Raw genomic sequence first — 22,064 nt, 5'->3', positions numbered from 1 at the left:
TGGTTGTCTAAACTCTAAAGCCATTACTCTTTATGTTCCCTGTGAACTGCTATGTGATACGTCCTGTTTTCTCAAAGGCCGCGATCAGCAAGAGTAATTCCTTTTATCCCCAGTAACTTACTGCTCCGTGTCATATCGTTTTTGTATGATCTTTATCATAAAGAAGGCTTGATAATCATTTGGCGGCTTCATGCATGACAGCAAAAATCGCGGAAACATTCTTGATTTCCTCTCTATTTAAGTTAAAATATGGGAAGGGAATTCAACTTATTTCTAGTTAAGAAGGTGACAACTTGCAGGATCAAACACAAACTATCATTGGAATTACGAAAACCGCGAAATGTTTATTATACGGTACACTTGCAATCATCGGTCTTCTCATTGGTTATTTTTTTCATCAGCTTGCGAAATGGGCATTATCCCTGCCGTGGATTCCATTAGAAGGCCCTCTTCGGCTTGTTACCTCTTTTCACGGATCACCGGTTAAGTTTATCACCGCGCTGCTTGGCCTGATTGCAGGTATATGGTTCGCTCATTCAATCATGAAATTGCTGTTAACTGTACAGATTACAAACGACTCCGTAGCATTAATGAAAGGCAAGTATGTTCAAACGATCAACTCCGAAGACATTGCTCTGGTATTTATTGATCACAAACGGCTTGTCCTCTTAGGAACAGACGGATATGAACTGGCACGTGAAGAAATAGATGAAAAACCTAAAATCATTGAGCAGGCCTTTAAAAAGCACCATTACGTGTGGTCGGCTGAAGGTGACCCGTTTAAAGATAGATTTCGGCGATGGGTACCTGAATCACCCGATCTCTCTCCAAGCGCTCATGCTATATTGAAGGCTCGTCAGAAAGCACTGAAAGAAGAGGAAACAGACGACATTGAAGATTTCCGTCTTGAACTCGCAAAGATCGGAATTGTTGTACGTGAAGAAGGAACACGCCAGTATTGGCGAAAAGCAGAATCGTATCCTCCTCAGGAAAATCAGCCTAGCGGCAAAATAGGATCATAGCAAAAGAGGCTCAGAATTGAGCCTCTTTTTTTATTACTGAACAATAAACAACACTTTGGTGCCATCTGGATAACTGCTCATTTGATTTCCTACCCATGAACCGGCACCGCGATTATCAGAAGGCGTTACATATCGGACATCGGCTCCGGCGCCTCCTTCTTCACAAACTGCCATCGGCCATTCATCCCGATCGTAGCCAGGCTTCGTCGGAATTCCTTTTAATGATTCCTCCCGCCTTTTGTCCGCTCCATCACGATCAATTGTACATATATCAGAATGTCCTTGGGCAATCGCATCTCTTATATGATCGCCGGTTTCCGGATAACGAGACAACGGAAAGTATAAAATTTTGTCATATAAAGCAGCCCCCTTGACCTGTTGCGGAGCCGTCATATCCTTTCCCAACAAACAAAGAAAAACTGCTGCCGCCAGAAAAAGCATTGCCATCCATCTTTTCATCCTCATCCCCCCATACAGTTTCGTTCATTTAAATGTATGGGGGCAGCGTAAAGATTATTTAAAAAAACAAAACCTAAGCTCTCCATTGAGAAATTTCTCGGTACAGACACAGACAGCCTTCCGATCACATACATTGACATATAGGCTTTTGCCTACATAATCATGTGGAGGTGACGATGGTGACAGGTGTTTTCGCAGCGCTCGGTTTTGTAGTTAAAGAGCTTGTCTTTTTAGTATCTTACGTGAAAAACAATGCCTTTCCACAACCGCTCTCAAGCAGCGAGGAAAAAAAATACTTAGAGCTCATGGCTAAAGGGGATGAACATGCCAGAAACATGCTGATTGAGCATAATCTTCGCTTGGTCGCCCATATTGTAAAAAAGTTTGAAAATACAGGTGAAGACGCAGAGGACTTAATCTCCATCGGAACAATCGGGCTGATCAAAGGAATTGAAAGCTATTCCGCCGGAAAAGGGACAAAACTGGCGACGTATGCTGCGCGGTGTATTGAAAATGAGATTGTAATTACAAAAGGGGGGTGCATACACCCCTCTTTAATAAGTTTCAATATATACGGTGTCAGAATCCACAACGGTAACCTCTTTCACGATAAAGTTTACAATTGTTTTTTTATCTTCAAGAGTTAGGTTATCCGCACCGATTGATTGAAAATAGTCGATAGCTCTTTTTAGAGCATTTTCGCTTGAGCTTGTATCATCTAATACTTTCATTTTCGATTGAATTTCGTTACACTTTTCAGTAAGCTGGTTTTGCTTTTTTTGCAGCTCAATAATTTGTGCTTTGATTTCATCAATATCTAAATCATCGTCATCGCTTAGGCTGATTAGCGTTAAAAGACGCTTGCGGCCTTTTTTTGTTTTCTCTATCTCTTTTTGAATGAGTTCTAATTCATCAGACAGGTGATTTGATTGTTCAATCTCTTTAAAAGAAGCATACTTTTGGGGATTTGTGATAAATTTAAAAATCTCACCCCATACATGCCGGTTTAATTTATTCTCAGACATTTCTTTTCCGCAGCCGCGGTCCTTTGCTCCAGAATAATTTTTCCGGCAAGTATACACATAGTAGTCTTTACCGTGTGATTTTCTTTTCTTTCCTGTCATTGTATTTCCGCATTTCCCGCATCTAACCAAACCCGATAACAAGTAATTGTGAGGGCTGATACTCAAGTGCTTTCTTTTACTTTGACCTAAGAGTTCTTGAGCATAATCCCATTGTTCCGCTGGGATTATTGCTGGAATTGACACTGTGATCTGCTCCTCTTCAGGTCTTATTTTAATTATTGATTTATTCCCTGCCTGTTTTGAAACATAGGAACCCTCTGTATCATATTTATACTGTCTATGTTCACCCTTATAAGAAGAGTTCATTAATATCTGTCGAACAACCTGCCTGTGCCATACTTTGGCACCTTTTTTTGTTTTAACTCCCATCTGAGTTAAATGCAGAGCAATACCGTTTACTCTGCCGAAAAAAGGGCTTTTATGATCGGTGAAATATTTGAAAATCATCCGAATGATTTTTGCTTCCTCTTCAAATATCTCAAGAGTTCTTTTCTCTTTAACAAATTTATAGCCATATAGTTTAGAATCTTTAATGATCATGCCTTTTTTCATTTTCTGAAGTCGGCCGCTTGATGTCCGTTCTTTGATTTTGGCTTTTTCAAATTCTGAGATTGCTCCGCGCATAGCGAAAAATAATTGACCTTCTGGAGAATTGGCGTATTCACCATTTACAAAAATCAAGGGTATGTTTCGCTTTCTCAGTTCATCATCAATGATAAGCTGATTCATTAATTTCCGAGAAAGACGGTCAGGATCGTAACAAATGACTTGACTTATAAGTCCTTTGCTTGCATCCTCCCTCAAGCGATTCAAAGCCGGTCGTTCTAAAAGCTCTCCAGAAAACCCTTCATCTGCATACTTCAGCACATCCTTAGTCCCTGCTTTCTTTATGCAGGCCTCGATCTGGCTGTCGATGCTCGATCCCTTGATCGCTTGTTCCTCGGTCGATACCCTTACATATATTGCTATCACCCTGGATCTCCTTCCTATAAAGTTTTATTAAATAATGATAGCAATCGTTAATGCATTTGTCAGCTTGCGGTCCCTCGATGATTATTACCTTCATTAAATGCATCACCCCTTGGGTAATGCTATGTAAAAGGTGTTTGTCCTAATGAGGTAATTTTCAATATGAAAACAGATAAAAAACCGCTAGTTTGAAACCATCGGTTTTTATCTGACATTTACTAATGCCTAAGTCCCCAATAACGATTTTTCTTTTATAACTAGGCAAATAACATGCACTGGTGCCATGTCCACTAAAATAATCACAATAAAAAACTAGCCGTATATTTTAAATCGACTCAATTCTTTTAAAGTAATCACAGGTTCACCCGTTTAGCTACTTAATGACTTACACTGCCAAGCACCATCTCCCGAAAGAGTTTTATCCTCTAATGCCTACTTTGAACATATTTAATTGATTTTCATTTAAGAAACAATTGTGGCTTCTGGTTCTCCGTATTTCATACCATGCGGGATTCTAGATTGCTCAAACTTATGTAGAATATCAAAGCTCATCTTCCGCAGCCTCTGCATCTACTCTTTACTTTGTGATGGTGAAGTTTTTCTTGTAATTAACCACAACAAATAATTACAGAATATTCCCTATTTATTGAATACGCAATATCATCAAGAATAATTTTGATCGTTATATTAGTCCTACATAACATATCATTTTGATTCATAAAGTTCATCACAATTAAGCAATTTATAAAACCAAAAATTAACGGACTTTCTTTTTAATTCTACATTGTTAGGTAGAACAATTATTGTTAAAGCAAATATGTAAGCTGCTTATGAACAACAGTGTCTTAAAATCTTCTAAGTGCTCATAATTGCATGATAGAATTCATTACATCAGTAAATAAATATCTCCTTTTTTTAAAATACTAGAATTATTGAGCTCTAAGTTTAAGCGATTTAAGTTAAATTACATACATATATTAAATAGAATACAATTGAGAGGAGTATTAAAATGACTGGTTTACCTATAAATATTAACAATGTGTCTGGAAACGGAGTTGTTAATGTTGGTGGGGCATTTTCCATAAGTCCCTTAACAGTTTCAAAAACAGCATACGGGTCGGGAGGTTCTAATACTGGTATTGTCTTTCAATATAATTTTATTAGTCAAACTAAATCTTTAAATAGTCAGTATTCGGATCAGAATGTGACAAGAACAATATAACTTACTCTCCACTTATAAAAGTACGGGGAAATTAATTCCTTTGAATCAATTTCTGAATAACATAGTAAAAATTTAAACAAGCGCCTCTGAGGTTTTTTCTTGTTATCTTGCTTATTGAGAAACTATCGTTTAATTTTTTCCCTTTTTAAAATACGCCAACTATTAAATAACAGGTACGTTAAAATGACTTCTACAATCATTCTTAAAGGATAAAATTTGTACTTGATCACAATAAAATCATTCCTTTATTTCCCCTCCCTTTTAAATCATTTTTACCTGCTTTATCCATCTAAAACGTTACAGTAAATCATGATTCAAGAGATTGATATAAAGCATTCTGTACAGAAAGATGTAAGGGCGTGATGAGATGCCATCCACAGTGATCAACCTATATTATTTGAATATAAACTGCATCGGGCAACGGGTCAATTACAATAGACGAAGCTGCGTATAACAGGCCTATCATCAAACATCTATTGGCAACTCTGTTACTTCTTTTGAAGCCCCATGTAAATTACCTAAGGGCTTTTTTTATTTCAATCTCGCTTAAAGTTTCGCTTTAGTCTTAGATCCATAAATCCCATAAGCAGAAAGTTTCTTGCATTAATCGGATCGTCTAACTGCATCTTCTGTTGTTTTAAAGTTATAACATCAGATCGGGACAATTCCCCCAACAGTTCAGCTTAAAATCTACAGGGAATCCAATTAATATAAATTTTTTGCGTTTGCCAGCAAGTTTTGCATTTATTCTTTATCAATAGAATAATTTATAAGATCTTCATATGTATCTATATAGATATTTCTATCAGGTGAAAATACTGCATAAAATACTTTATCTGTGGATAGACCCCGCTTTTTCAACTCAGCTTGCAACCATGCCTGAGTGAGTTGATTTTCTTTCAAGTTTTCCTCTTTCATTTTCCCATCCATGATTAACTCGATGGGGAGCTTCCCTTCTTGTGCAGTAGCAACCCATAAATCCTTATTTGTCACATTTCGAAATTGAGGTTTTTTTAGTACTGTTAATGTCCCGTTTGTTTCAATGATCGCATAGAGCACTTCTTCAATTTTGAATACATCTTTTTCCCTTAATTGTTGATTTAAATAGTCAATTGTATAACGCATCTTGCGCATGTTGTGTTCAAGAATTTTCCCGTTTTCAATCACAACGGTTGGATCTCCAGCAAAGAGTTTCCGAGCTTTTTGATTCCAAAGTGATAAGTAGGCAGTGGCCAAGATAACAAATACTAATATAAAGAAAGCAAGTACCATGTGATGAATTTTAAGAGAAGTATTAAAAGCCAGATTTGCAGTAATTGCTCCTAATGTAATTGAAGCAATAAAATCAAAGATATTCATTTGTGAAATTGTTTGTTTTCCCAATAATCTTGACCCTACCAATAAAATGCTAAAGGCAAGAATCGATCGAAGGATTACTTCAACATGTTCACTCATAGATCTCACCAACTTATTGTATTTTCTAAAAACATCATAGACAAAAGAGATCTTATATATACTAGAACGATTCTTAATCAATATATACATGCACTCATTGTTGTATCAGACATATGCTACATTAGTAAATTCCGCAAATAGGACGGTGAAATTGTGTACCCTTATTTTATTTATAACCCTTATATAAGCGATACATTTCGTATGTCTACTGACAGGAAACTAATTAATGACATCCACAAGGCAATTAACGGAGAGTATAGCGCCATTCTCTGTTATAAGCAAATAGCCACACAAGCCCCCACAGAAGAAATAAGAAAACAAATACTTGAAATTAGACAAGATGAACAACGGCATTTTGAAGAATTCAGCACGATTTACACTAATCTTACAGGCAGAAAACCAATTCCAAAAATTACGGAAGAATGCCCTAAAAGTTTTAGAACAAGCCTAGAGTCTGCTTTTAAAGATGAGCAGGAGACAGTGGATTTTTATTTAGATTTAGCAGATCGAATACAAGATAAGTCAATTAAAAAGATTTTTCAGCGTGCTGCCGCTGATGAACAAAATCATGCAGTATGGTTTCTATTTTTTTTAAACCCTCGGTCTACACAACAAACCCGTCAAGTTAATTATGGGGCAAAGGGGGCTTTAAATGCCGGTAGACTCACCTTACCACAAATGCTTACCTTTGCCATTCAGGATGAGTACTTAGCTCAAGCAAGGTACAATGCAATTCTAAGAAACTTCGGGGATATCCGAACCTTTGTACAAATTAAAGAAGCAGAATTACGTCATATCAATGCATTACTTTCTCTTTTTGAACGATACCAAGTACAGATACCTAAAGACACCTCACAATTATATGTCACTATACCAGTAACCCTTAAGGATGCATATGCTGCTGGAGTCCAAGGAGAAATTGATAACATCTCCATGTATAACAAGTTTCTAACTTTTGATCTTCCATCAGATGCAAGAACAGTTTTTACTTCATTACTCAACGCATCATTAAATCATTTAGAGGCTTTCCGAAGAGGTCTTGAGAGATTAGACTAAAACTTCTAAAATCAACATTACAAAAAGAAAAGTTCAATTTGTAGGGGTAGAAACAAAGCTTTTTACCAAATTTAAGATTGTCATAATCTCAAAGGTCTATCTTTTTGTATTTCCACATAATCCTTAGGGGAACTGGCACTACCAAGAGAATACCGATAATACCTTCGAAACCTTATTACATTTATTGAACGTGACCAAGTGTCATAACATAAATAGGAGACCAACGATTGATGAACTTGTTGACCTTTCATTCAGCTGACTCATATTAAAGGATCTCTAACCAAATTTTAATGGCTGTCGCTGATATTAATAGCGCCAAAATCCATTGCAGGAATTTTGTATTTGCTTTTTGTCCAACTATTGCGCCAATAGGAGAAGCAGTTAAACTAGCAATAATAAGAACAAGAGCCGGTATAAAAAGAACCTGGCCCGTGATTACTTTTCCAACTGTTGCGCCAACAGATGAAAGAAATGTAATCGCAAGAGATGAGGCGACGGTGATTCTAACAGGAATATTTAAAATCGATAACATAATGGGGACCAGGATAAAGGCGCCACCAGCTCCTAAAATACCTGATACGCCACCAATGATAAACGCAAGGGACGCAGCCAACCATTTATTAAATATCACTTCTTCCTCTTCCCTATGTCCTTGTCCATTTTTAGGTATAAACATTAAAACAACAGCTATAATTGCAAGAATTCCGTATATAAAGTTAATTCCTTGTTCAGATAAGCGATGAGAAAAGTAACTCCCCAATACACTCCCTAAAAGGATGCTACTTCCCATGTAAATAATTAATGCTTTATTTAAAAAACCACTCTTCCGATAAGCCCAAACACCGCCAAGTGTCGCAAAGAAAACTTGAATAGCCCCTATCCCTGAAACTTCATGGGCAGTTAATGACATCACTCCCACTAAAGAAGGAATGTACAATAGCATTGGATAATTAATAACAGATCCGCCAATACCAATCATTCCGGAAATAAAGGCACCAATAAACCCTATAATGAAAAGAGTTATGATAAAGGCAATATCCATTCGGGTTTCCTCCTTTTCAAAGGAAAAGGGTATCTTTTTATTCGATACCCTTTCACATTAATTAGCCTTTTTGAACCCAGAATTTCAGTACATCTCCTTCTTCAGCTTGCTCTAAGACGTCATGCCCACCTGATTTAGACCAAGCCGCTAGGTCACTTTTGAATCCTTTATCCGTTGCATGTACTTCTAGTATTTGACCTGATTCTAATTCATTCATAGCTTTCTTTGTTCTGACGATTGGCATTGGGCATGCCAGTCCTTTAGCATCTAATACTTTATTTGATTTCATGGTCATCTCTCCTCTGTTGTTATTGATCATGTAGTATTACCGAATTGCACAACGGTTTGGTCCAATCTCCATTTCACGCTGTTTTTCTTCATCCGGGTTGATTTTCCCCATATTTGTTTCACGAATCTCTTGATACGCATTGGGTTGCGGAGGCAAATGATCTGTCACTAAGTGCCTAAAATCTGCTTCATCAATCATGTTCAAACCGTGGTTCTCGGCAAATAATGTACTTAATTTTTTACCAACACTTCCATCTTCATTTAGCTCATCAATGATCATAAAGTGTGCAGGTAATACAATTAAATCCTTTGATAATGCTTTATAACGACTATAAAGAGTTTGCCTTAAATCTCCTACCCAATCTTCTGCCATACCTGCTAAATCCGGTCTGCCGATGGAATCAATAAACAAGACATCACCTGAAAAGAGATACTGATCATCGACAATGAAAGAAGTGGAGCCGATGGTATGTCCTGGAGAATAAATCGGTTGAATTCTAATCCTTGTATTCCCAATAATAATGTCATTTCCTTCTTCCAACGGCTGATAGTCGAATACCACTTTTTCAGCATCTTTAGGCGGTAACCAGTAGGTTGCTTTTGTTTTTTCAGCAATGACTCTGCCGCCTGAAATATGGTCCGCGTGAAGATGTGTATCAAATACGTGAGTAATCGTTACACCTTTCTCCTTTGCAAAATCTATAAACACTTCTGCCATACGCGTAGCATCTACTATGGCTGCTTCTCCATTGGATAATATCATGTATGATAGGCAACCTTTCCCAATTCGAACAAACTGATAAATTTCCCCACCATCTTTTAAATCCCCGACTTTTACTGGCTCTAAATGTTCACTCCATGCTTTCATTCCGCCTTTAAGATAGAATACAGAAAGGCCTGCTTCTGAAAGCATCTCGGATACCATTACTGATGAACCTTCTTTTGCGCAAACGACTAGGACTTCTTTATCGGAAGGAATTTTCTCTAATATATCTTCTACGCCATCTAAAAGATCGAAATAAGGAACATTCAAATGGTCAAAGTCATGCCCTTCAATCTTCCAATCACTAAAATCATTTTCATTACGCACATCCAAAATAAATAAAGGTTCTTTGTTAAAGATTTTTTTTGTCACTTCTTTTGGGGTCATTGCCTTTACGGTCATGTTTAAATACCTCCTATATCGAATCTTTTTTAACGGGACTAAAATGTTAAGGATACATCAGCATCTTTAGCAAAATTTAAAAAGGTAACAGCCCCGCCTACTTCAATTCCTTCTACAAAATCATCTTTTGTTAAACCCATAACGTCCATCGTCATTTGACAACCAATAAATGTAACACCCATCTCTTGTGCCATTTCAATCAGTTCAGGAATAGACTGCACGTTTGCTTTCTTAAATCCTTCCGCAAAGTGTTCTTTCCCTTTCGGCATTTCTAATTCTTGATGCGCTTGCTTATGAATCAGATTTAATCCCTCGAATGTAAAGAAGATAGATACTTCTTGATCACTTGCTGCTGCGGCAGTCGCAATATTAAAAACTTTATAGGCATCAAATAGACCACCATTTGCCGCAATAATTGCTACTCTTGTACTCATTTGTTATCATCCTTTTCTTATTTATTCTGTTTTACCTGTCCAATCACGCATACCAGGGACAACATTAATAACCTTTTTAAAACCTTGTTTTTTCATCGTTTGGGCTGCCATTTCACTCCTTCTTCCTGAATGGCAAATAATATAAATTTCATCATCTTTGTTTAACTCGTTAGAGCGCTTTTCTACTTCACCAAGAGGGATATGCACAACTCCTGGGATATGAGCTTCTTCATACTCATCTAGCTCGCGGACATCTAAAATGTTAAGAGACTCCTCACTTTCTACTTTCTGTTTGAAAATTTCTAGTGAAACCTCAGGAATAGAAGGTGTGCTTTCTGATGAATGTTCTCCTCCTTTACGAAGAAAATGATGAAGTATTTCTCCCTCTGTTTCAGTACCTAGATATTCATGAACTGTGCTATTTGCCCATGCTTGTAGATCTGCCGTAGAGCCTTTATCTGTTGCTTCAATTTCTAGTATCTCACCAGCTTTTAAATCCTTAATTTTCTTCTTCGTTTTTACAATGGGCATTGGACACGTCAAACCTTTAGCGTCTAACACAATATTTGCCTTCACCATTTTTTCCTCCTTTTTAAATAGGGGTGGGGGTATATAAATATACAAAAAAATACTACCTAAGGTTCTATGACCATGTATTCATACCACCTTTAATATTTGTGATATTTTTAAATCCTTGTTTTTTCAATACCTTACTCGCCTTTAGACTTCTCATTCCACTTTGACAAATAATAAAAACTTCTTTATCTTTCGAAAGTTGATTGGTTTGACGAGGCAGATTTGACAAGGGAATGTTTTTAAACCCTTGAATATGTCTTGTACGAAATTCATGAGGTGTTCGTACATCGATAAATTGTTTGCCTTTATTTTTTAGCTCTGATTTTAAATCAGCAGTTGTTATTTGTTTAACACCTTGCACTGGTAAAAAACGTCGAAATACAATCCAAAGTAAAAATAAAATAAGTAAGGTATTGATGATTACGCCACTATCCATTGTGTTCCACCTCCTTTATTTAATTTGCAATTGGTAACATTAAATAAATAAGTTGACACTGCCTTCTTCAGCATCTGCCAAATAAGCTGCTACACCCGCATAGTCGATATCATCTGATAGTTCTTTTTCCTTTAAACCAAGAAGATCCATTGTCATCGTACAAGCTACGAGCTTTACACCCTGTTCTTGAGCCATCTCAATCAACTGAGGCAATGTAAGTGCATTGTGCTTTTTCATAACATTTTTAATCATTTTAGGGCCCATACCTGCAAAGTTCATTCTAGATAAACCCATCTTATCAGCACCGCGAGGCATCATCTTTCCAAACATTTTTTCAAGCAAGCCTTTTTTCACAGGAACCAGCTCTTCTTTACGCAAAGCATTTAATCCCCAAAAAGTATGAAAGATCGTCACTTCATGATCGTAGGCAGCAGCTCCATTTGCAATAATATAGGCTGCCATCGCTTTATCATAATCTCCGCTAAATAAGACAATCGTTGTGCGTTTTGTTTGTTCTGGCATGTTTCTCCTCCTAAACTAAATTACCCCCATGGGTATTTCAAATTCTAAAAATTTTTGAATGAAAGATATACAATTACGCAATCCGTTAAAACTATATACCCACAGGGGTATATTATTCCACAAATAAAAATTCGTCAACCTTAAAGATAATAGGTTGATGAATTTTTTATCGACTCTTTACTAATAAGTCTACTGCCTCTTTTACTAAGTTTGCTGTGTCTTCTCCCTGTTCTATGCTTTCACGAACACAATGTTCAAGATTTGTACTAACTATAACACCTAAAGCTCGGTCGATAGCATTGCGTGATGCTGCCAATTGAGTCACAACTTCTCTACAGTCTTTTCCTTGCTCCATCATAGTCAATACACCTTTAATTTGTCCTTCTATCCGTCGTAAACGATTTTTAATCTTTTGATCATAGTCCATATATCGATGAAATCCTTTCTATAATTTATTTTTACATTTACATGTTGCCAATTCATAACTATTTACATGGATACCTTTGTTCTTCAGAAAACGCACTCCTAAATTTAATTCCACCCTATCATGAGCTATTATGTGTATTTTATCACGTGGAATCTCTAAATAGAAACGTTTTAGATACGCGTATGGAATGTTTAAAATAATATCATCCGAAAAAGTGGGTACATCGTTATAATGGCGAATATCTAATATTGTCATGTCCATAGCCTCTAATTTATCTTTATGAATACAAGAGATTCCGACTATAGGATAATAACGTCTAGACGTGGCAATGGTAATAACAAAAATAATCAGGAATGCAATAACTAAATAATTGATACCTACACCACCTTATTAACTCTATGTTATTCACAAAATAACTATATACCCCCACAGGTATATAGTCAAGTGTGAAAGTTAATTTCTTTGAACTGTTAGATTAATTTTAATCTCTGAAGTTTGAAAAAGTGCTTACATTTCGCTAATGCCAATTCGACTAATAGTAACTCGAATAAAGAAACAAGCTGATTTTAATTTAAATCGACTTGTTTAATCAGTTACTTCTAAAATGTTCATCTGCTCAGCAACTATTTTTAATACGCTGCACAGCATGCAATCCTCCGCTGCTTGGATATTAAATTGAGTTTCATTTGTATAAGAACAATTTGTAGGTACTGGTTCCCTATGTTTCATGCCGGATGTGACTCGAATTACTCAGAATTCTGCAGAATATTATGCTAATCTTTCCGCAGCGGCTGCATCTGCTTTGGTTTTATGAACTGTACCAAATGGATGGTTTGGAGGAGCATAAATTGAGTATAGTTTTAACGGCGTATTACCTGTATTAATCACATTGTGCCAAGTGCCAGCAGGTATAACAATGGCAGAATCATCATAGATATTTCTTTGGAAATTTAAATTATCTTTGCTCTTCCCCATTTTAACGATCCCTCGACCCTGCTCAATCCGTAAGAACTGATCGACGTTTGAATGCATTTCCAAACCAATATCTTCTCCAATACCGATACTCATCAAAGTTACTTGAAAATGTTTTCCTGTCCATAAGGCAGTACGGAACGTATTGTTTTGTTTTGTGGCTCTATTGATATTTACAACAAATGGCTTTGGTCCATAATCCTTTAAGAGAAGGTTTCTATCTTCATAAGAAGAGCGCAAATCGGCACATCTGTGTACGTGCTCCATCTCATTTGGAATAGTCCAATAATTAGATCTTCCATCGTTATACATCGGTACAGTCACATAATAATAACATTGAGGCGAAAAAGGTATATAGTACATATTTTGATCCCCACAATTATAAATTTTTGTGATAGTATCCTATGCATTTATTAAGGGAGTGTTACTAAATCAAGAAAATTCATATTTAACACAAAAATGGACGTCTTAAATAATGTAAAATGTGTTATTTAAAAAGACCTGCTTTGTATGTCACTTTACGAATTCTCATAAAACCTATATTCATAAACCCTGATTTATTTGCACTAGATGCTTCTATAATATCGACTTCTAAGTAACGTTTTGTTCGATCACCGTTTGATTCACGAATGAACAATTTATCGCCGACCTTATAATCGTTTTCTGCAAGTTGAATTTCACTGACCTTTGTTAACAAGACATCAAATACATCGGACGACACTTTTATATGATGGATTATCAAAGGTCTACACTCCTAAATGTTTTTTGAACATTTACATAGTACTACAAACGGGTATACGAAAATCTGTTGTTTGTCCTCCTTTCCCTGCTCTTTAGATTTATCTCTTCGATAGCGCTACAAACGAGGTTTGTAATTCTTTACTTATCTTCACCTATATTTCCTAATTCAAACAACGATATTAGTAACACGATAGGCCCCACGTATCATATTTGTGTTTGTCTAAATTCAGGTTTGTAAAATCCCTAAAATAATCTGCATAGACTATTTTGATTAGATCAGGCAAAAAGTTATTGCGGTCTCACCGAAAATTTAAATTGCGGTGCCCTATTGCCTTTTTCTCCGAATGAAAACTTGTTAATATTTACATTACTAGCAGAGTTAAGGGAAGGGTGAATATCTTGATATCAATCACATCAGCTGAAGTGGGAATGAAAATTAATGAATGGCATAGGCATATTCAAAAATTCAACGTAACTGATGCTGAAATGTTAAAAGCTGAAATCGAACGTGATATAGAGGTTATGGAAGAAGATCAAGACTTGCTTATTTATTATCAACTAATGGCCTTTCGCCATAAGATCATGTTGGAATACACGCTACCTTCTGATGAAAACCGAATGGAACTTTCAGAATATTTGAAGAAAATCGAAGGACATAAGAAAAAACTAGACAATATGCGGGCATATTATTATAACTTCTTCCGCGGGATGTATGAGTTTAGAAACGGTGAATACACAAAGGCCATTACATATTACAAAAAAGCTGAACGCAAAATTCCAACGATTTCCGACAAGATTGAAAAAGCTGAGTTTTATTTTAAGTTATCCGAAGTCTATTATCATATGAAAATGACTCATATCTCAATGCACTACGCCGAGCTTTCATACAATATCTATAAAAAACATGAACTTTATTCTGTTCGGCGTATACAGTGCCATTTTGTCATTGCCGGTAACTATGATGACCTTGAAAATCATGAAAAGGCTCTCCCCCACCTTCAAGAAGCTTTAAAAGGTGCCGAGTTGCTTAAAAGTAAAAATACTCACATCTATGCCACCGCATTTTTCAATCTCGGTAACTGCTATCACAAAATGGACAACTTAAATAAGGCTGCACGTTACATCGAACAAGCCTTGGTTCAATACAGAAAAATAAACTCTGACGTACTTCCGCAAGCTTATCATGACTTAGCGTTGATTTATTTTAAACAAGGCAAAAAAGAACAAGCAATGGATTGCTTCCGCAAAGGAATAAGAAGTGCTGTAGATTTTAAAGACGAACTTTTTATGAACTTATTTGAAGCATTAGACGTTCTTTATATAAGAAATGGCGATACACCTAAACTCCTCAACATTTTTTCTCGTTTAGAGAATGGCAAAGGATACCCTTATCTGGAAGATCTGGCATTGTTAGGAGGCAACCTTTTCGATTATAATGGAAAAATAGAGGATAGTATCATCTGTTTCAAGAAGATGGTATATGCTCAAAAGCAAATATCGAAAGGGGAATGCATGTATGAAATCTAAATTGTTTATCAGTTTATCCGCCGTTTTAATTGGACTTGCCTTTTTTGGATCTATGTCTAATGGCGAAATGAAGGAAGCATCCCGGAATGTAACTCTAGCACCTACTCATGAATTCCTTGTTTGATTCGATAAACAACATTAGTTCTGATTCCCTTTAGCCGTTTCATAACGGCTTTTTCTTATTTTAGACATCAAGAACCTCTCGACCAACTATTACACCCCCCAAACAGGTCAAAAGACACAGATCAAATGATTCATTTCCACCATTTGATCCACATAACAGTTAGTTTCATCATTCTTCCATGGTAATATTTTGTTATATGATTAAATGAGAGGGTATGAATATGAAAGTCTTTGAAGCTAAAACACTTATGTCCGAAGCTACAGACCGCGCCAAAGAATATAAAGAACTAAGGACGCAAATGGTCAACTTGAGAAAAGCTTTACAAAGCGTCGCTGAACTTGACGACAGCGAATTCTCAGGTAAAGGCGCTAATAACATTAAAGCATTCTATCACGATCATGTTGGTGTCACTGATCAATGGATCGACTACATTGACATGAAAATCGCATTTTTTAACAGCATTGCTGGAGCTGTCGAGGACAAAGGTCTCTCTGATGCTTATATTGAAGAATCTTTTCTAGAACATGAACTAGCTAACGCCCATAAAAAATCAAAGTCCATCATGTCTGAGCAGAAAAAAGCCATGAAAGATATCCTAAACGACATTGACGACATCCTCCCGCTCGACTTGTTTTCAACAGAAACCTTCAAAGATGAGCTTGCAGATGCCAATGATAAACGCAAAAAAACAATTGAAAAACTAGGTGACCTTGACGAAGATTTACTGACAGAATATGCTTTGTCAGAACCAAATGAACAATTCATCAAGTCAGATTTCCAAAAGCTCCAAGAAGCAACGGGCAAAGGAAAAAACGCTACACCCATTCACTACAACGCCAAGGCGTACCGTGAGAGTGATATACATAAGAAAAAAGGCGATATTGAAAAGCGAACGGAAGCTTATTTGACGATTAAAAAGAAAGAAGAAAAAGAACGAGAAATTAAAGATTTAAAGAAAAAGCTAGCTGACGGAGTGACTGACCCGGATGAATACTTAGAAATTGCCAAGAAGATCGGGTATGAGAACCTTGAGCCTGCACAGTTACAATATGTGGTGCAGCTTGAACAAGCAAAACAGCTCGAAGAAGTTGGTGAAAGTGTGATCAATGCCGGTAAGGCAGCAATTGATTTCATCGATGGAGTTAATGATGGACTTAACGATGCGATTGACGATACGATATATGGCGTCAAAGACTTGTTTGTGGGCGCTTGGGAATATTCACAGCTTCCTACCGAATTAAAACTTACAAAAGCAATAACAACAGTATTAAGCGTCCCCTCTTATTCAAAAATCATCTGGACAAACCTAGTCGACTCATGGAATGATAAAATGGTAAATGGCGATGCATACGAAAAAGGGCATTATATCAGTTATGCGATAGGAAATATCATTGGTCCAAAAGGTGCGGGTGCCGCAGTGCAAACCACTACCAAGCTTTCTAAAGTAGGTAAAGTGGTTGAAGGTGGAACAGCTGCTGCTCATGTCAATAAAGGGATAAACAAAGGCAAAGCTTACATTAATTCTATTGTTAGAAATAAGAATGATCTTGCACTTGTCGGGATTGCCCAAGACATCGATAATACGTATAACGCAAAAAACACTCCTCTACTAAAAAGTATTATTGAAGATAAAAAAGAGAGTGTACTTAGAAAATCTGAGACGTCTAACAACATGGGTATAGGTAATGTCAAACAAGGTGATAGTACCCCTCTCGCACCTGGTGGAGGATTAGCTGCTCATGAGGCAAAAGGCGGGCATCTTATAGAAAGACATGTTGGGAAGACTGATGGCGAATTATTTCAACGTTTAATAAAAGATACAAAAATCTCTGGGTCTTCTTCATTTAAAGATAGAGCTACTGCAGAAAAAGTCGCCAGTTCAGTTCTAAGTGATCCAAAAAACATTAGTAAAATAAAAAAATGGCTCTCTAATCCTAACAGTAGACCTACTCTTCCTTTAAGATACAAAGGTGATGGAGAAGTTCTCGGCAGAAGGGTAGAAAAAGGTTCAAATGTTGCTAAGGATGCTACCAACGCCACAATAGTATTGAAAAAGAGTAAAAATGGGGAGTTTATTTTAACTGGCTATCCTACAATATAAAAGGAGTTCTGAATAACAATGTACGAGAATTATGATACTCTGGAAGAATTAAGTGATTTTTTAGAAGGAACATTTCACCAGGACATGGGTTCACCAGAACATGCTCTGAAAGAATTTATAGCTGAATCAAGTAAAGAATGCTTAGTTTTCACAATAAAATTTTGTGAAGAGTTTTTAAATGAAAACATATCTGATCAAGAGAAAGAAAGTTTTATAAAATCAAATACAGAGATTTATTTTCCGGCAATCGATTTAACTCCTTTACAATGGTTGAAAAAAGTAATTACAGAAATAAAAGAGGCTATTTAGTATATAAGCAATGATTGAAATTAAAGTTTGTGATCCTGTATTTAGATTTCTCGGTGGACATTTCCACCAAGATATAGAGTCTCCGGAAAAGGCCCTTGATGAATATTTAAATGAAGCATCACAAAAACTAAAAGAAAGAGATTTAATAGCACTAACTGAGTTTGTAAATAATGATTATTCAGAAGAAGACAAGAATGAATTTATAGAAGAAGCAGCTGATGGTATATACTTTCCTGAAGATGATATAACTCCATTAGAATGGCTTAAGCAAGTCATTAAACAAATTAAAGAACACCTTAAAACAATATAGTTAGAAAAGGAGCCCCTCTTTTAAGAAGGGCTTCTTTTATTATTTCAAGAACTCTTCAAGTTTCGCTTTAGTATTAGGTCCATAAATGCCATCGGCTGAATGCCCATGCATTAACTGAAACTACTTATTTAAGATACGAGAGAAATTGTGAAATTTCAAATGCGAATCTAGTCTATTTTTGTCGAAATTCACTAAATAAAAATTATTTCAGTTATTATAGATGTAAATATCTTGATTTAATAGAGGGAGATCATAAATGAATGAATACAAAGAAAATTACTTTAAAACTGCTCAGCCAAGTATCTTAGATAACAAAGGATTACGAAGAGCACAGAAGGATGCCTATATTAAAATTTGCAATCATTTCTTATTGGATAAATCAAAAAATCATGCTGTTGCAATTTTACCCACTGGAGCTGGTAAAACTGGTGTTATGGGCCTAGCCCCATATGGTATCTCAAGAGGAAGAGTGCTAATTATAACCCCTCAATTAGTTATTAAAGATCATGTCTTAGATTCATTAGACCCTTCGTCTCCGGATAATTTTTGGCTAAAGCATGGAGTCTTTGAAGATTATAGTGATCTTCCAAAAGTTGTTGAATATGATAAAGAAACGTTTATGGAGGAACTGGAAGAAAGTAATATAGTCATTCTTAATATTCATAAGCTAAGCACCCAAAATCGAAATTCATTATTAAAAAAAGTCGAAAGTGACTTTTTTGACATGATAATTATTGATGAAGCACATCATTCACCGGCGGAAACTTGGTCAAAAGCTTTAGAATACTTTAAAGACACAAAAGTTTTAAAAGTTACAGGTACACCCTTTAGAACTGACAGGAAGCAAATTGAAGGACAAGTAATAATGAATTACCGGTTAGGAAAAGCTATGAAGGAAGGGATAGTTAAAACCCTTAAAAATTTTGTGTTAAAACCTGAAAAGGTTTACTTAACATTAGACGGAGACGAATCAAAAAAATACACACTCAAAGAGTTTGAACTTTTAAATATAAAAGAAAAAGACTACATATCAAAAAGTGTTGCTATGTCAAAAGAATGCAATCAACAAATCGTAAATGCAAGTATTGAACAACTTAATGAACGATTATCAGTTAGTGATGTGCCTCATAAAATAATTGCTGTTTGTTGTAGTATTAAACATGCAGAAAAAGTAAAGTTACTGTATGAGGAATCAAATTTAAGAGTTGTAATTGTTCATAGCAAACTTCCTAAAAATGAGAAAATAGAAGCATTACGGAAAATAGAAAGTCATCAAACAGATGTAGTAATACATGTTGCTATGTTAGGGGAAGGATATGATCATCCTTATCTTTCGGTTGCAGCTATTTTTAGACCTTATAGAAGCTTAGCTCCATATTCACAATTTATTGGTCGTATTTTACGAAGAATCCCTGATCAAGCAACAGCAAATCCAATTGATAATATTGGTACAGTTGTTGCACATAGGGACCTGGGATTAGATCCCCTTTGGAAAGAATATATGCAAGAAAAAAGATTTTGTGAAGTATTAGAAGCTGTAATAAAGAACGAAAAAAAAGAATCAAAATTAATTAACTCCTTCAAAAAAGAAGAACCAGATTTAGGTCAAGTTATTTTTGATGGAGAAATTGATACAGAAGAAGAATATTACGAGTTCACAAGTGCAGCTGAAGCATACGAGGCATACGAAAAAGAAATTGAGGAAACTGTTGAAAAACTCAAAAGTATATTTCCAGATAAAACTGAAAAAGAATTGTCAAATTTAGCTCGAAAAGAAAAAGCTGAACCAGAGTTTAATCCTCTCCTTAAAAATCCTAAGAAATACCGAAATGTATTACGAGAAGGATTTAATGAGAAAGTTCAATATGAAATACCTGCACAATTAATACTTGAGTTCGATCTTACTAAAGAAGGTGTTGAATTTAAAAACCTTCCCCTACAGCGTGTACATCAATGGACGTTGCAAAAACCTGATAATACTGCAATAATAGCAGCATATTTAAACAGCTTCTTTAAAAACAAATATGGTGAAAGAAAAAATTGGGTGGTAGATGACTATTTAAATGCAAACAAAGAATTGGATGCTCAAATCGAATATTTAAGGATGTTAATAAGAGGAACGTTAAAGAAGGAGAGTTGAAAATTGTTAAATGAGTTAAGAAACCAGTTATGGAAAGCAATGCACCTAAATCCGGTTTGGCCGTCAGACCTTTTAGTCAATGCCAAAGACCCTGATTACGAACAAGTAAGCTTTAAGCAAATAAACGATCATTTAGAAGTTGAACTATTTTTCACAGAAAATGGAGATATTGTCAAGGCAATTTATCTATTCGATGATAATGAATATCTTCAACACGCCTCAATAATAGAGGGAGATTCTCAAAGTACAATTTACGATAGACAAAAGGAGATTGAAACGATTTTAACTAAAATAAAAAAACTAACCACTTCAAACAAGATTACTTCAGCCTAAAACATTTGCCCTTCCTCTAGAGAAGGGCCTTTTTTATTTCAATAACGCTTCAATTCTCTCTTTAGTCTTAGGTCCATAAATGCCATCTGGAGTCAGCCCGTACATAGACTGGAATCGTCTAACTGCATCTGCAGTTTTCGGTCCATACACACCGTCAATTCCGTTATCCTTAGCTCCTTTATCCGGATAGAAATAAAGAGCCACCAGCGCTTTTTGAATCTGTGTGACAGACGAGCCTTTCATCATTGGGCTCTTCACTTTAAAAATACCGGAAGGCAGCGCATATGATGTTTTTTTGCTGCTGGAGTTTGTTGTTTTCTTTTTAGCTACACTTGCTTTGCTTGAGTTGGTTTTTCCGCCCAACTTTTTCAATTCTTCTTCAATTGCAGTCTTAACTTGAATCCATCTTCCCTCTGACAAAATACGGTGCGGGCAATACTTGCCGTTCCAGTCTTGGTGCTTACGGACACGATCAACACTCCATCCGCGTTCTTTCAGCAGCTGCGCCACAAACTTAATAGCGAGCTTTTCCGCTGCCTTATATCGTGCCCCTCCTGACTTGCTATAACAAATTTCGACACCAATCGACTTACGATTCCCTGTACCGTTTGTTCCATCTCCTGTGTGCCATGCATTTCGATTAGTTGGAATTCCTTGAATAACTTGTTTATCGTCTACCGCAAAGTGAAAACTCGTTGAGCTAGAGTTATTTTTCATGTAGGAAATTTCATTGGCTGCTGAAGCATCATTCGCAGTGTTGTGAATAGTGATGTATTCAGCTTTCATTGGATTAGGACATTTCAATCCATATTTTGATTTAGAGACTAGATTTTTAACAACTTTAATGGCCATATATCCTCTCTCCCTCTGTCTGTGTAATAAAAAAAGCCACTGGCTTAGCCAGCAGCTTTGTCTGCTTTATTCTTACTCTGTTCTTTTTCGTTCTCAATTGTTTGTAATCGATCTGTTATCGTTGAAGGGATTTTAACACCGATCTGTGCTAAGTTTTCAGTTATTGACAAGCCTTCATTAGCGATATAAAAAAGAACGGTGCCAAAGGTTAGGACACCGTTCAAATTGAGGACTGTATCAATAACGTTTGCTAAAATGACTGCAAAGAAATTGAGTAGCTTGCGGACATATCCAAACCATGCGCTCCGACTCCGGAGTTTTTTGAATTTCCATGCTTTAATTACTCCTGTTAAGACGTCAATTATGCTAAGAACTAGAAGTAAATCAAGATACTTCACCCCACCAAATAAATATACTCTTGCTAAATCTAATGTTTCAAAATTGATAAACAAACTTGTCTCCTCCATTTCTAATCACCTCCTCCGAGGCAAATAAAA

At 36.1% G+C, this 22,064-nt stretch carries 25 protein-coding genes and 5 pseudogenes; 12 read left to right on the top strand and 18 right to left on the bottom strand.

The window, feature by feature from the left end:
* Positions 1-293: 293 nt before the first annotated feature.
* Entirely contained in the window at positions 294-1,022 is a 729-nt protein-coding gene (locus MTN95_RS06420; RefSeq protein ID WP_248337398.1) for a YqeB family protein, read from the top strand.
* 33 nt (positions 1,023-1,055) lie between these two features.
* Here MTN95_RS06420 and MTN95_RS06415 read toward each other — a convergent pair whose 3' ends face one another.
* Entirely contained in the window at positions 1,056-1,481 is a 426-nt protein-coding gene (locus tag MTN95_RS06415) for a NucA/NucB deoxyribonuclease domain-containing protein (RefSeq protein ID WP_105953566.1), read from the bottom strand.
* Between the two features lie 176 nt (positions 1,482-1,657).
* Between MTN95_RS06415 and MTN95_RS06410 the strand changes: the two are divergent.
* Positions 1,658-2,008, top strand: a pseudogene (locus MTN95_RS06410) (sigma-70 family RNA polymerase sigma factor); the annotation flags it as partial.
* A 27-nt stretch (positions 2,009-2,035) separates the two neighbouring features.
* Here MTN95_RS06410 and spoIVCA read toward each other — a convergent pair.
* Positions 2,036-3,496 carry a recombinase family protein gene (gene spoIVCA / locus MTN95_RS06405; RefSeq protein ID WP_248337458.1) on the bottom strand — a complete coding sequence of 487 codons (1,461 nt, stop codon included), beginning with the start codon at positions 3,494-3,496 and terminating at the stop codon, positions 2,036-2,038.
* A pseudogene (locus MTN95_RS21590) lies at positions 3,454-3,632 on the bottom strand (hypothetical protein). The gene spoIVCA and the pseudogene MTN95_RS21590 overlap by 43 nt, the downstream one beginning before the upstream one ends.
* A 912-nt stretch (positions 3,633-4,544) precedes the next feature.
* On the opposite strand from MTN95_RS21590, the gene MTN95_RS06395 reads away from it, so the two are divergent.
* On the top strand, positions 4,545-4,757 hold the full coding sequence (locus MTN95_RS06395; RefSeq protein WP_029726695.1) for a spore germination protein: 213 nt from the start codon (positions 4,545-4,547) through the stop codon (positions 4,755-4,757).
* 367 nt (positions 4,758-5,124) lie between these two features.
* Positions 5,125-5,218: pseudogene (locus tag MTN95_RS06390) on the top strand (spore germination protein); the annotation flags it as partial.
* Positions 5,219-5,501: 283 nt separating this feature from the next.
* Here the strand turns inward: MTN95_RS06390 and MTN95_RS06385 are convergent.
* The gene (locus tag MTN95_RS06385; protein WP_029726694.1) at positions 5,502-6,212 is read right to left on the bottom strand and encodes a DUF421 domain-containing protein; all 711 of its coding nucleotides are present in this window, start codon (positions 6,210-6,212) and stop codon (positions 5,502-5,504) included.
* Between the two features lie 201 nt (positions 6,213-6,413).
* Between MTN95_RS06385 and MTN95_RS06380 the strand changes: the two genes are divergently transcribed.
* On the top strand, positions 6,414-7,268 hold the full coding sequence (locus MTN95_RS06380) for a ferritin family protein (RefSeq protein WP_248337456.1): 855 nt from the start codon (positions 6,414-6,416) through the stop codon (positions 7,266-7,268).
* A gap of 265 nt (positions 7,269-7,533) precedes the next feature.
* On the opposite strand, the gene MTN95_RS06375 is transcribed toward MTN95_RS06380, so the two are convergent.
* The 11 genes and pseudogenes from MTN95_RS06375 to MTN95_RS06325 all read right to left on the bottom strand — a co-directional run bounded on the left by MTN95_RS06375 (position 7,534) and on the right by MTN95_RS06325 (position 13,872).
* Positions 7,534-8,310, bottom strand: a complete 777-nt coding sequence (locus MTN95_RS06375) for a sulfite exporter TauE/SafE family protein (protein WP_153939892.1) — start codon at positions 8,308-8,310, stop codon at positions 7,534-7,536.
* Positions 8,311-8,371: 61 nt separating this feature from the next.
* Entirely contained in the window at positions 8,372-8,599 is a 228-nt protein-coding gene (locus tag MTN95_RS06370) for a sulfurtransferase TusA family protein (protein WP_153939893.1), read from the bottom strand.
* Between the two features lie 36 nt (positions 8,600-8,635).
* Positions 8,636-9,767, bottom strand: a pseudogene (locus MTN95_RS06365) (MBL fold metallo-hydrolase); the annotation flags it as partial.
* 34 nt (positions 9,768-9,801) lie between these two features.
* A complete protein-coding gene (locus MTN95_RS06360; protein ID WP_248337396.1) occupies positions 9,802-10,197 on the bottom strand; it encodes a DsrE/DsrF/DrsH-like family protein in 396 nt (131 codons plus the stop codon).
* A gap of 21 nt (positions 10,198-10,218) precedes the next feature.
* On the bottom strand, positions 10,219-10,776 hold the full coding sequence (locus tag MTN95_RS06355; RefSeq protein ID WP_029727084.1) for a sulfurtransferase TusA family protein: 558 nt from the start codon (positions 10,774-10,776) through the stop codon (positions 10,219-10,221).
* Positions 10,777-10,840: 64 nt separating this feature from the next.
* Positions 10,841-11,209, bottom strand: a complete 369-nt coding sequence (locus MTN95_RS06350) for a rhodanese-like domain-containing protein (protein ID WP_029727085.1) — start codon at positions 11,207-11,209, stop codon at positions 10,841-10,843.
* A 39-nt stretch (positions 11,210-11,248) separates the two neighbouring features.
* The gene (locus MTN95_RS06345; RefSeq protein WP_029727086.1) at positions 11,249-11,731 is read right to left on the bottom strand and encodes a DsrE/DsrF/DrsH-like family protein; all 483 of its coding nucleotides are present in this window, start codon (positions 11,729-11,731) and stop codon (positions 11,249-11,251) included.
* Between the two features lie 166 nt (positions 11,732-11,897).
* Positions 11,898-12,158, bottom strand: a complete 261-nt coding sequence (locus MTN95_RS06340) for a metal-sensitive transcriptional regulator (RefSeq protein ID WP_029727087.1) — start codon at positions 12,156-12,158, stop codon at positions 11,898-11,900.
* Positions 12,159-12,176: 18 nt separating this feature from the next.
* Positions 12,177-12,503 (bottom strand): sulfurtransferase, encoded by a 327-nt coding sequence (locus MTN95_RS06335; RefSeq protein WP_248337454.1) that lies wholly within the window; start codon positions 12,501-12,503, stop codon positions 12,177-12,179.
* A 423-nt stretch (positions 12,504-12,926) separates the two neighbouring features.
* Positions 12,927-13,493 carry a cupin domain-containing protein gene (locus MTN95_RS06330; RefSeq protein WP_248337394.1) on the bottom strand — a complete coding sequence of 189 codons (567 nt, stop codon included), beginning with the start codon at positions 13,491-13,493 and terminating at the stop codon, positions 12,927-12,929.
* Between the two features lie 124 nt (positions 13,494-13,617).
* A complete protein-coding gene (locus MTN95_RS06325; protein ID WP_248337392.1) occupies positions 13,618-13,872 on the bottom strand; it encodes a DUF3850 domain-containing protein in 255 nt (84 codons plus the stop codon).
* 398 nt (positions 13,873-14,270) lie between these two features.
* On the opposite strand from MTN95_RS06325, the gene rapE reads away from it, so the two are divergent.
* The 5 genes from rapE (at position 14,271) to MTN95_RS06300 (ending at position 18,242) form a co-directional block, all read left to right on the top strand.
* Positions 14,271-15,398, top strand: coding sequence for a response regulator aspartate phosphatase RapE (rapE, locus tag MTN95_RS06320; protein ID WP_069839531.1), 1,128 nt, complete (start codon positions 14,271-14,273; stop codon positions 15,396-15,398).
* A complete protein-coding gene (phrE, locus tag MTN95_RS06315) occupies positions 15,388-15,522 on the top strand; it encodes a phosphatase RapE inhibitor PhrE (protein WP_014114495.1) in 135 nt (44 codons plus the stop codon). The genes rapE and phrE overlap by 11 nt, the downstream gene beginning before the upstream one ends.
* Positions 15,523-15,742: 220 nt before the next feature.
* Positions 15,743-17,623, top strand: coding sequence for a ribonuclease YeeF family protein (locus MTN95_RS06310; RefSeq protein ID WP_248337386.1), 1,881 nt, complete (start codon positions 15,743-15,745; stop codon positions 17,621-17,623).
* A gap of 18 nt (positions 17,624-17,641) precedes the next feature.
* Complete coding sequence (locus tag MTN95_RS06305) at positions 17,642-17,932, top strand: contact-dependent growth inhibition system immunity protein (RefSeq protein ID WP_248337384.1); 291 nt, start codon at positions 17,642-17,644, stop codon at positions 17,930-17,932.
* A gap of 10 nt (positions 17,933-17,942) precedes the next feature.
* On the top strand, positions 17,943-18,242 hold the full coding sequence (locus tag MTN95_RS06300; protein WP_248337382.1) for a contact-dependent growth inhibition system immunity protein: 300 nt from the start codon (positions 17,943-17,945) through the stop codon (positions 18,240-18,242).
* A 39-nt stretch (positions 18,243-18,281) separates the two neighbouring features.
* Here MTN95_RS06300 and MTN95_RS21640 read toward each other — a convergent pair.
* Positions 18,282-18,362, bottom strand: a pseudogene (locus MTN95_RS21640) (peptidoglycan-binding domain-containing protein); the annotation flags it as partial.
* 136 nt (positions 18,363-18,498) lie between these two features.
* On the opposite strand from MTN95_RS21640, the gene MTN95_RS06290 reads away from it, so the two are divergent.
* Together MTN95_RS06290 and MTN95_RS06285 are read left to right on the top strand one after the other, a co-directional pair.
* The gene (locus MTN95_RS06290; RefSeq protein WP_248337380.1) at positions 18,499-20,382 is read left to right on the top strand and encodes a DEAD/DEAH box helicase; all 1,884 of its coding nucleotides are present in this window, start codon (positions 18,499-18,501) and stop codon (positions 20,380-20,382) included.
* 3 nt (positions 20,383-20,385) lie between these two features.
* Positions 20,386-20,715, top strand: coding sequence for a hypothetical protein (locus MTN95_RS06285; RefSeq protein ID WP_099566923.1), 330 nt, complete (start codon positions 20,386-20,388; stop codon positions 20,713-20,715).
* Positions 20,716-20,748: 33 nt separating this feature from the next.
* Here MTN95_RS06285 and cwlA read toward each other — a convergent pair whose 3' ends face one another.
* Entirely contained in the window at positions 20,749-21,567 is an 819-nt protein-coding gene (gene cwlA / locus MTN95_RS06280) for a peptidoglycan recognition protein family protein (RefSeq protein ID WP_248337378.1), read from the bottom strand.
* A 44-nt stretch (positions 21,568-21,611) separates the two neighbouring features.
* Positions 21,612-22,034, bottom strand: coding sequence for a phage holin family protein (locus MTN95_RS06275; protein WP_248337376.1), 423 nt, complete (start codon positions 22,032-22,034; stop codon positions 21,612-21,614).
* Between the last annotated feature and the right edge of the window lie 30 nt (positions 22,035-22,064).

Origin of the sequence: Bacillus sp. 2CMS4F, assembly GCF_023161785.1 — a bacterium.
Classification (GTDB): Bacteria; Bacillota; Bacilli; order Bacillales; family Bacillaceae; genus Bacillus; species Bacillus halotolerans.
This window is presented reverse-complemented; position numbering and strand designations above follow the sequence as displayed.

Excerpts from the sequence above, each read along its gene's own strand:
- MTN95_RS06415 (WP_105953566.1), bottom strand. The coding sequence starts at position 1,481 with ATGAAAAGATGGATGGCAATGCTTTTTCTGGCGGCAGCAGTTTTTCTT.
- MTN95_RS06395 (WP_029726695.1), top strand. The coding sequence starts at position 4,545 with ATGACTGGTTTACCTATAAATATTAACAATGTGTCTGGAAACGGAGTT.
- MTN95_RS06385 (WP_029726694.1), bottom strand. The coding sequence starts at position 6,212 with ATGAGTGAACATGTTGAAGTAATCCTTCGATCGATTCTTGCCTTTAGC.
- MTN95_RS06380 (WP_248337456.1), top strand. The coding sequence starts at position 6,414 with ATGTCTACTGACAGGAAACTAATTAATGACATCCACAAGGCAATTAAC.
- MTN95_RS06375 (WP_153939892.1), bottom strand. The coding sequence starts at position 8,310 with ATGGATATTGCCTTTATCATAACTCTTTTCATTATAGGGTTTATTGGT.
- MTN95_RS06370 (WP_153939893.1), bottom strand. The coding sequence starts at position 8,599 with ATGAAATCAAATAAAGTATTAGATGCTAAAGGACTGGCATGCCCAATG.
- MTN95_RS06360 (WP_248337396.1), bottom strand. The coding sequence starts at position 10,197 with ATGAGTACAAGAGTAGCAATTATTGCGGCAAATGGTGGTCTATTTGAT.
- MTN95_RS06355 (WP_029727084.1), bottom strand. The coding sequence starts at position 10,776 with ATGGTGAAGGCAAATATTGTGTTAGACGCTAAAGGTTTGACGTGTCCA.
- MTN95_RS06350 (WP_029727085.1), bottom strand. The coding sequence starts at position 11,209 with ATGGATAGTGGCGTAATCATCAATACCTTACTTATTTTATTTTTACTT.
- MTN95_RS06345 (WP_029727086.1), bottom strand. The coding sequence starts at position 11,731 with ATGCCAGAACAAACAAAACGCACAACGATTGTCTTATTTAGCGGAGAT.
- MTN95_RS06340 (WP_029727087.1), bottom strand. The coding sequence starts at position 12,158 with ATGGACTATGATCAAAAGATTAAAAATCGTTTACGACGGATAGAAGGA.
- MTN95_RS06330 (WP_248337394.1), bottom strand. The coding sequence starts at position 13,493 with ATGTACTATATACCTTTTTCGCCTCAATGTTATTATTATGTGACTGTA.
- phrE (WP_014114495.1), top strand. The coding sequence starts at position 15,388 with ATGAAATCTAAATTGTTTATCAGTTTATCCGCCGTTTTAATTGGACTT.
- MTN95_RS06310 (WP_248337386.1), top strand. The coding sequence starts at position 15,743 with ATGAAAGTCTTTGAAGCTAAAACACTTATGTCCGAAGCTACAGACCGC.
- MTN95_RS06305 (WP_248337384.1), top strand. The coding sequence starts at position 17,642 with ATGTACGAGAATTATGATACTCTGGAAGAATTAAGTGATTTTTTAGAA.
- MTN95_RS06300 (WP_248337382.1), top strand. The coding sequence starts at position 17,943 with ATGATTGAAATTAAAGTTTGTGATCCTGTATTTAGATTTCTCGGTGGA.
- MTN95_RS06290 (WP_248337380.1), top strand. The coding sequence starts at position 18,499 with ATGAATGAATACAAAGAAAATTACTTTAAAACTGCTCAGCCAAGTATC.
- cwlA (WP_248337378.1), bottom strand. The coding sequence starts at position 21,567 with ATGGCCATTAAAGTTGTTAAAAATCTAGTCTCTAAATCAAAATATGGA.
- MTN95_RS06275 (WP_248337376.1), bottom strand. The coding sequence starts at position 22,034 with ATGGAGGAGACAAGTTTGTTTATCAATTTTGAAACATTAGATTTAGCA.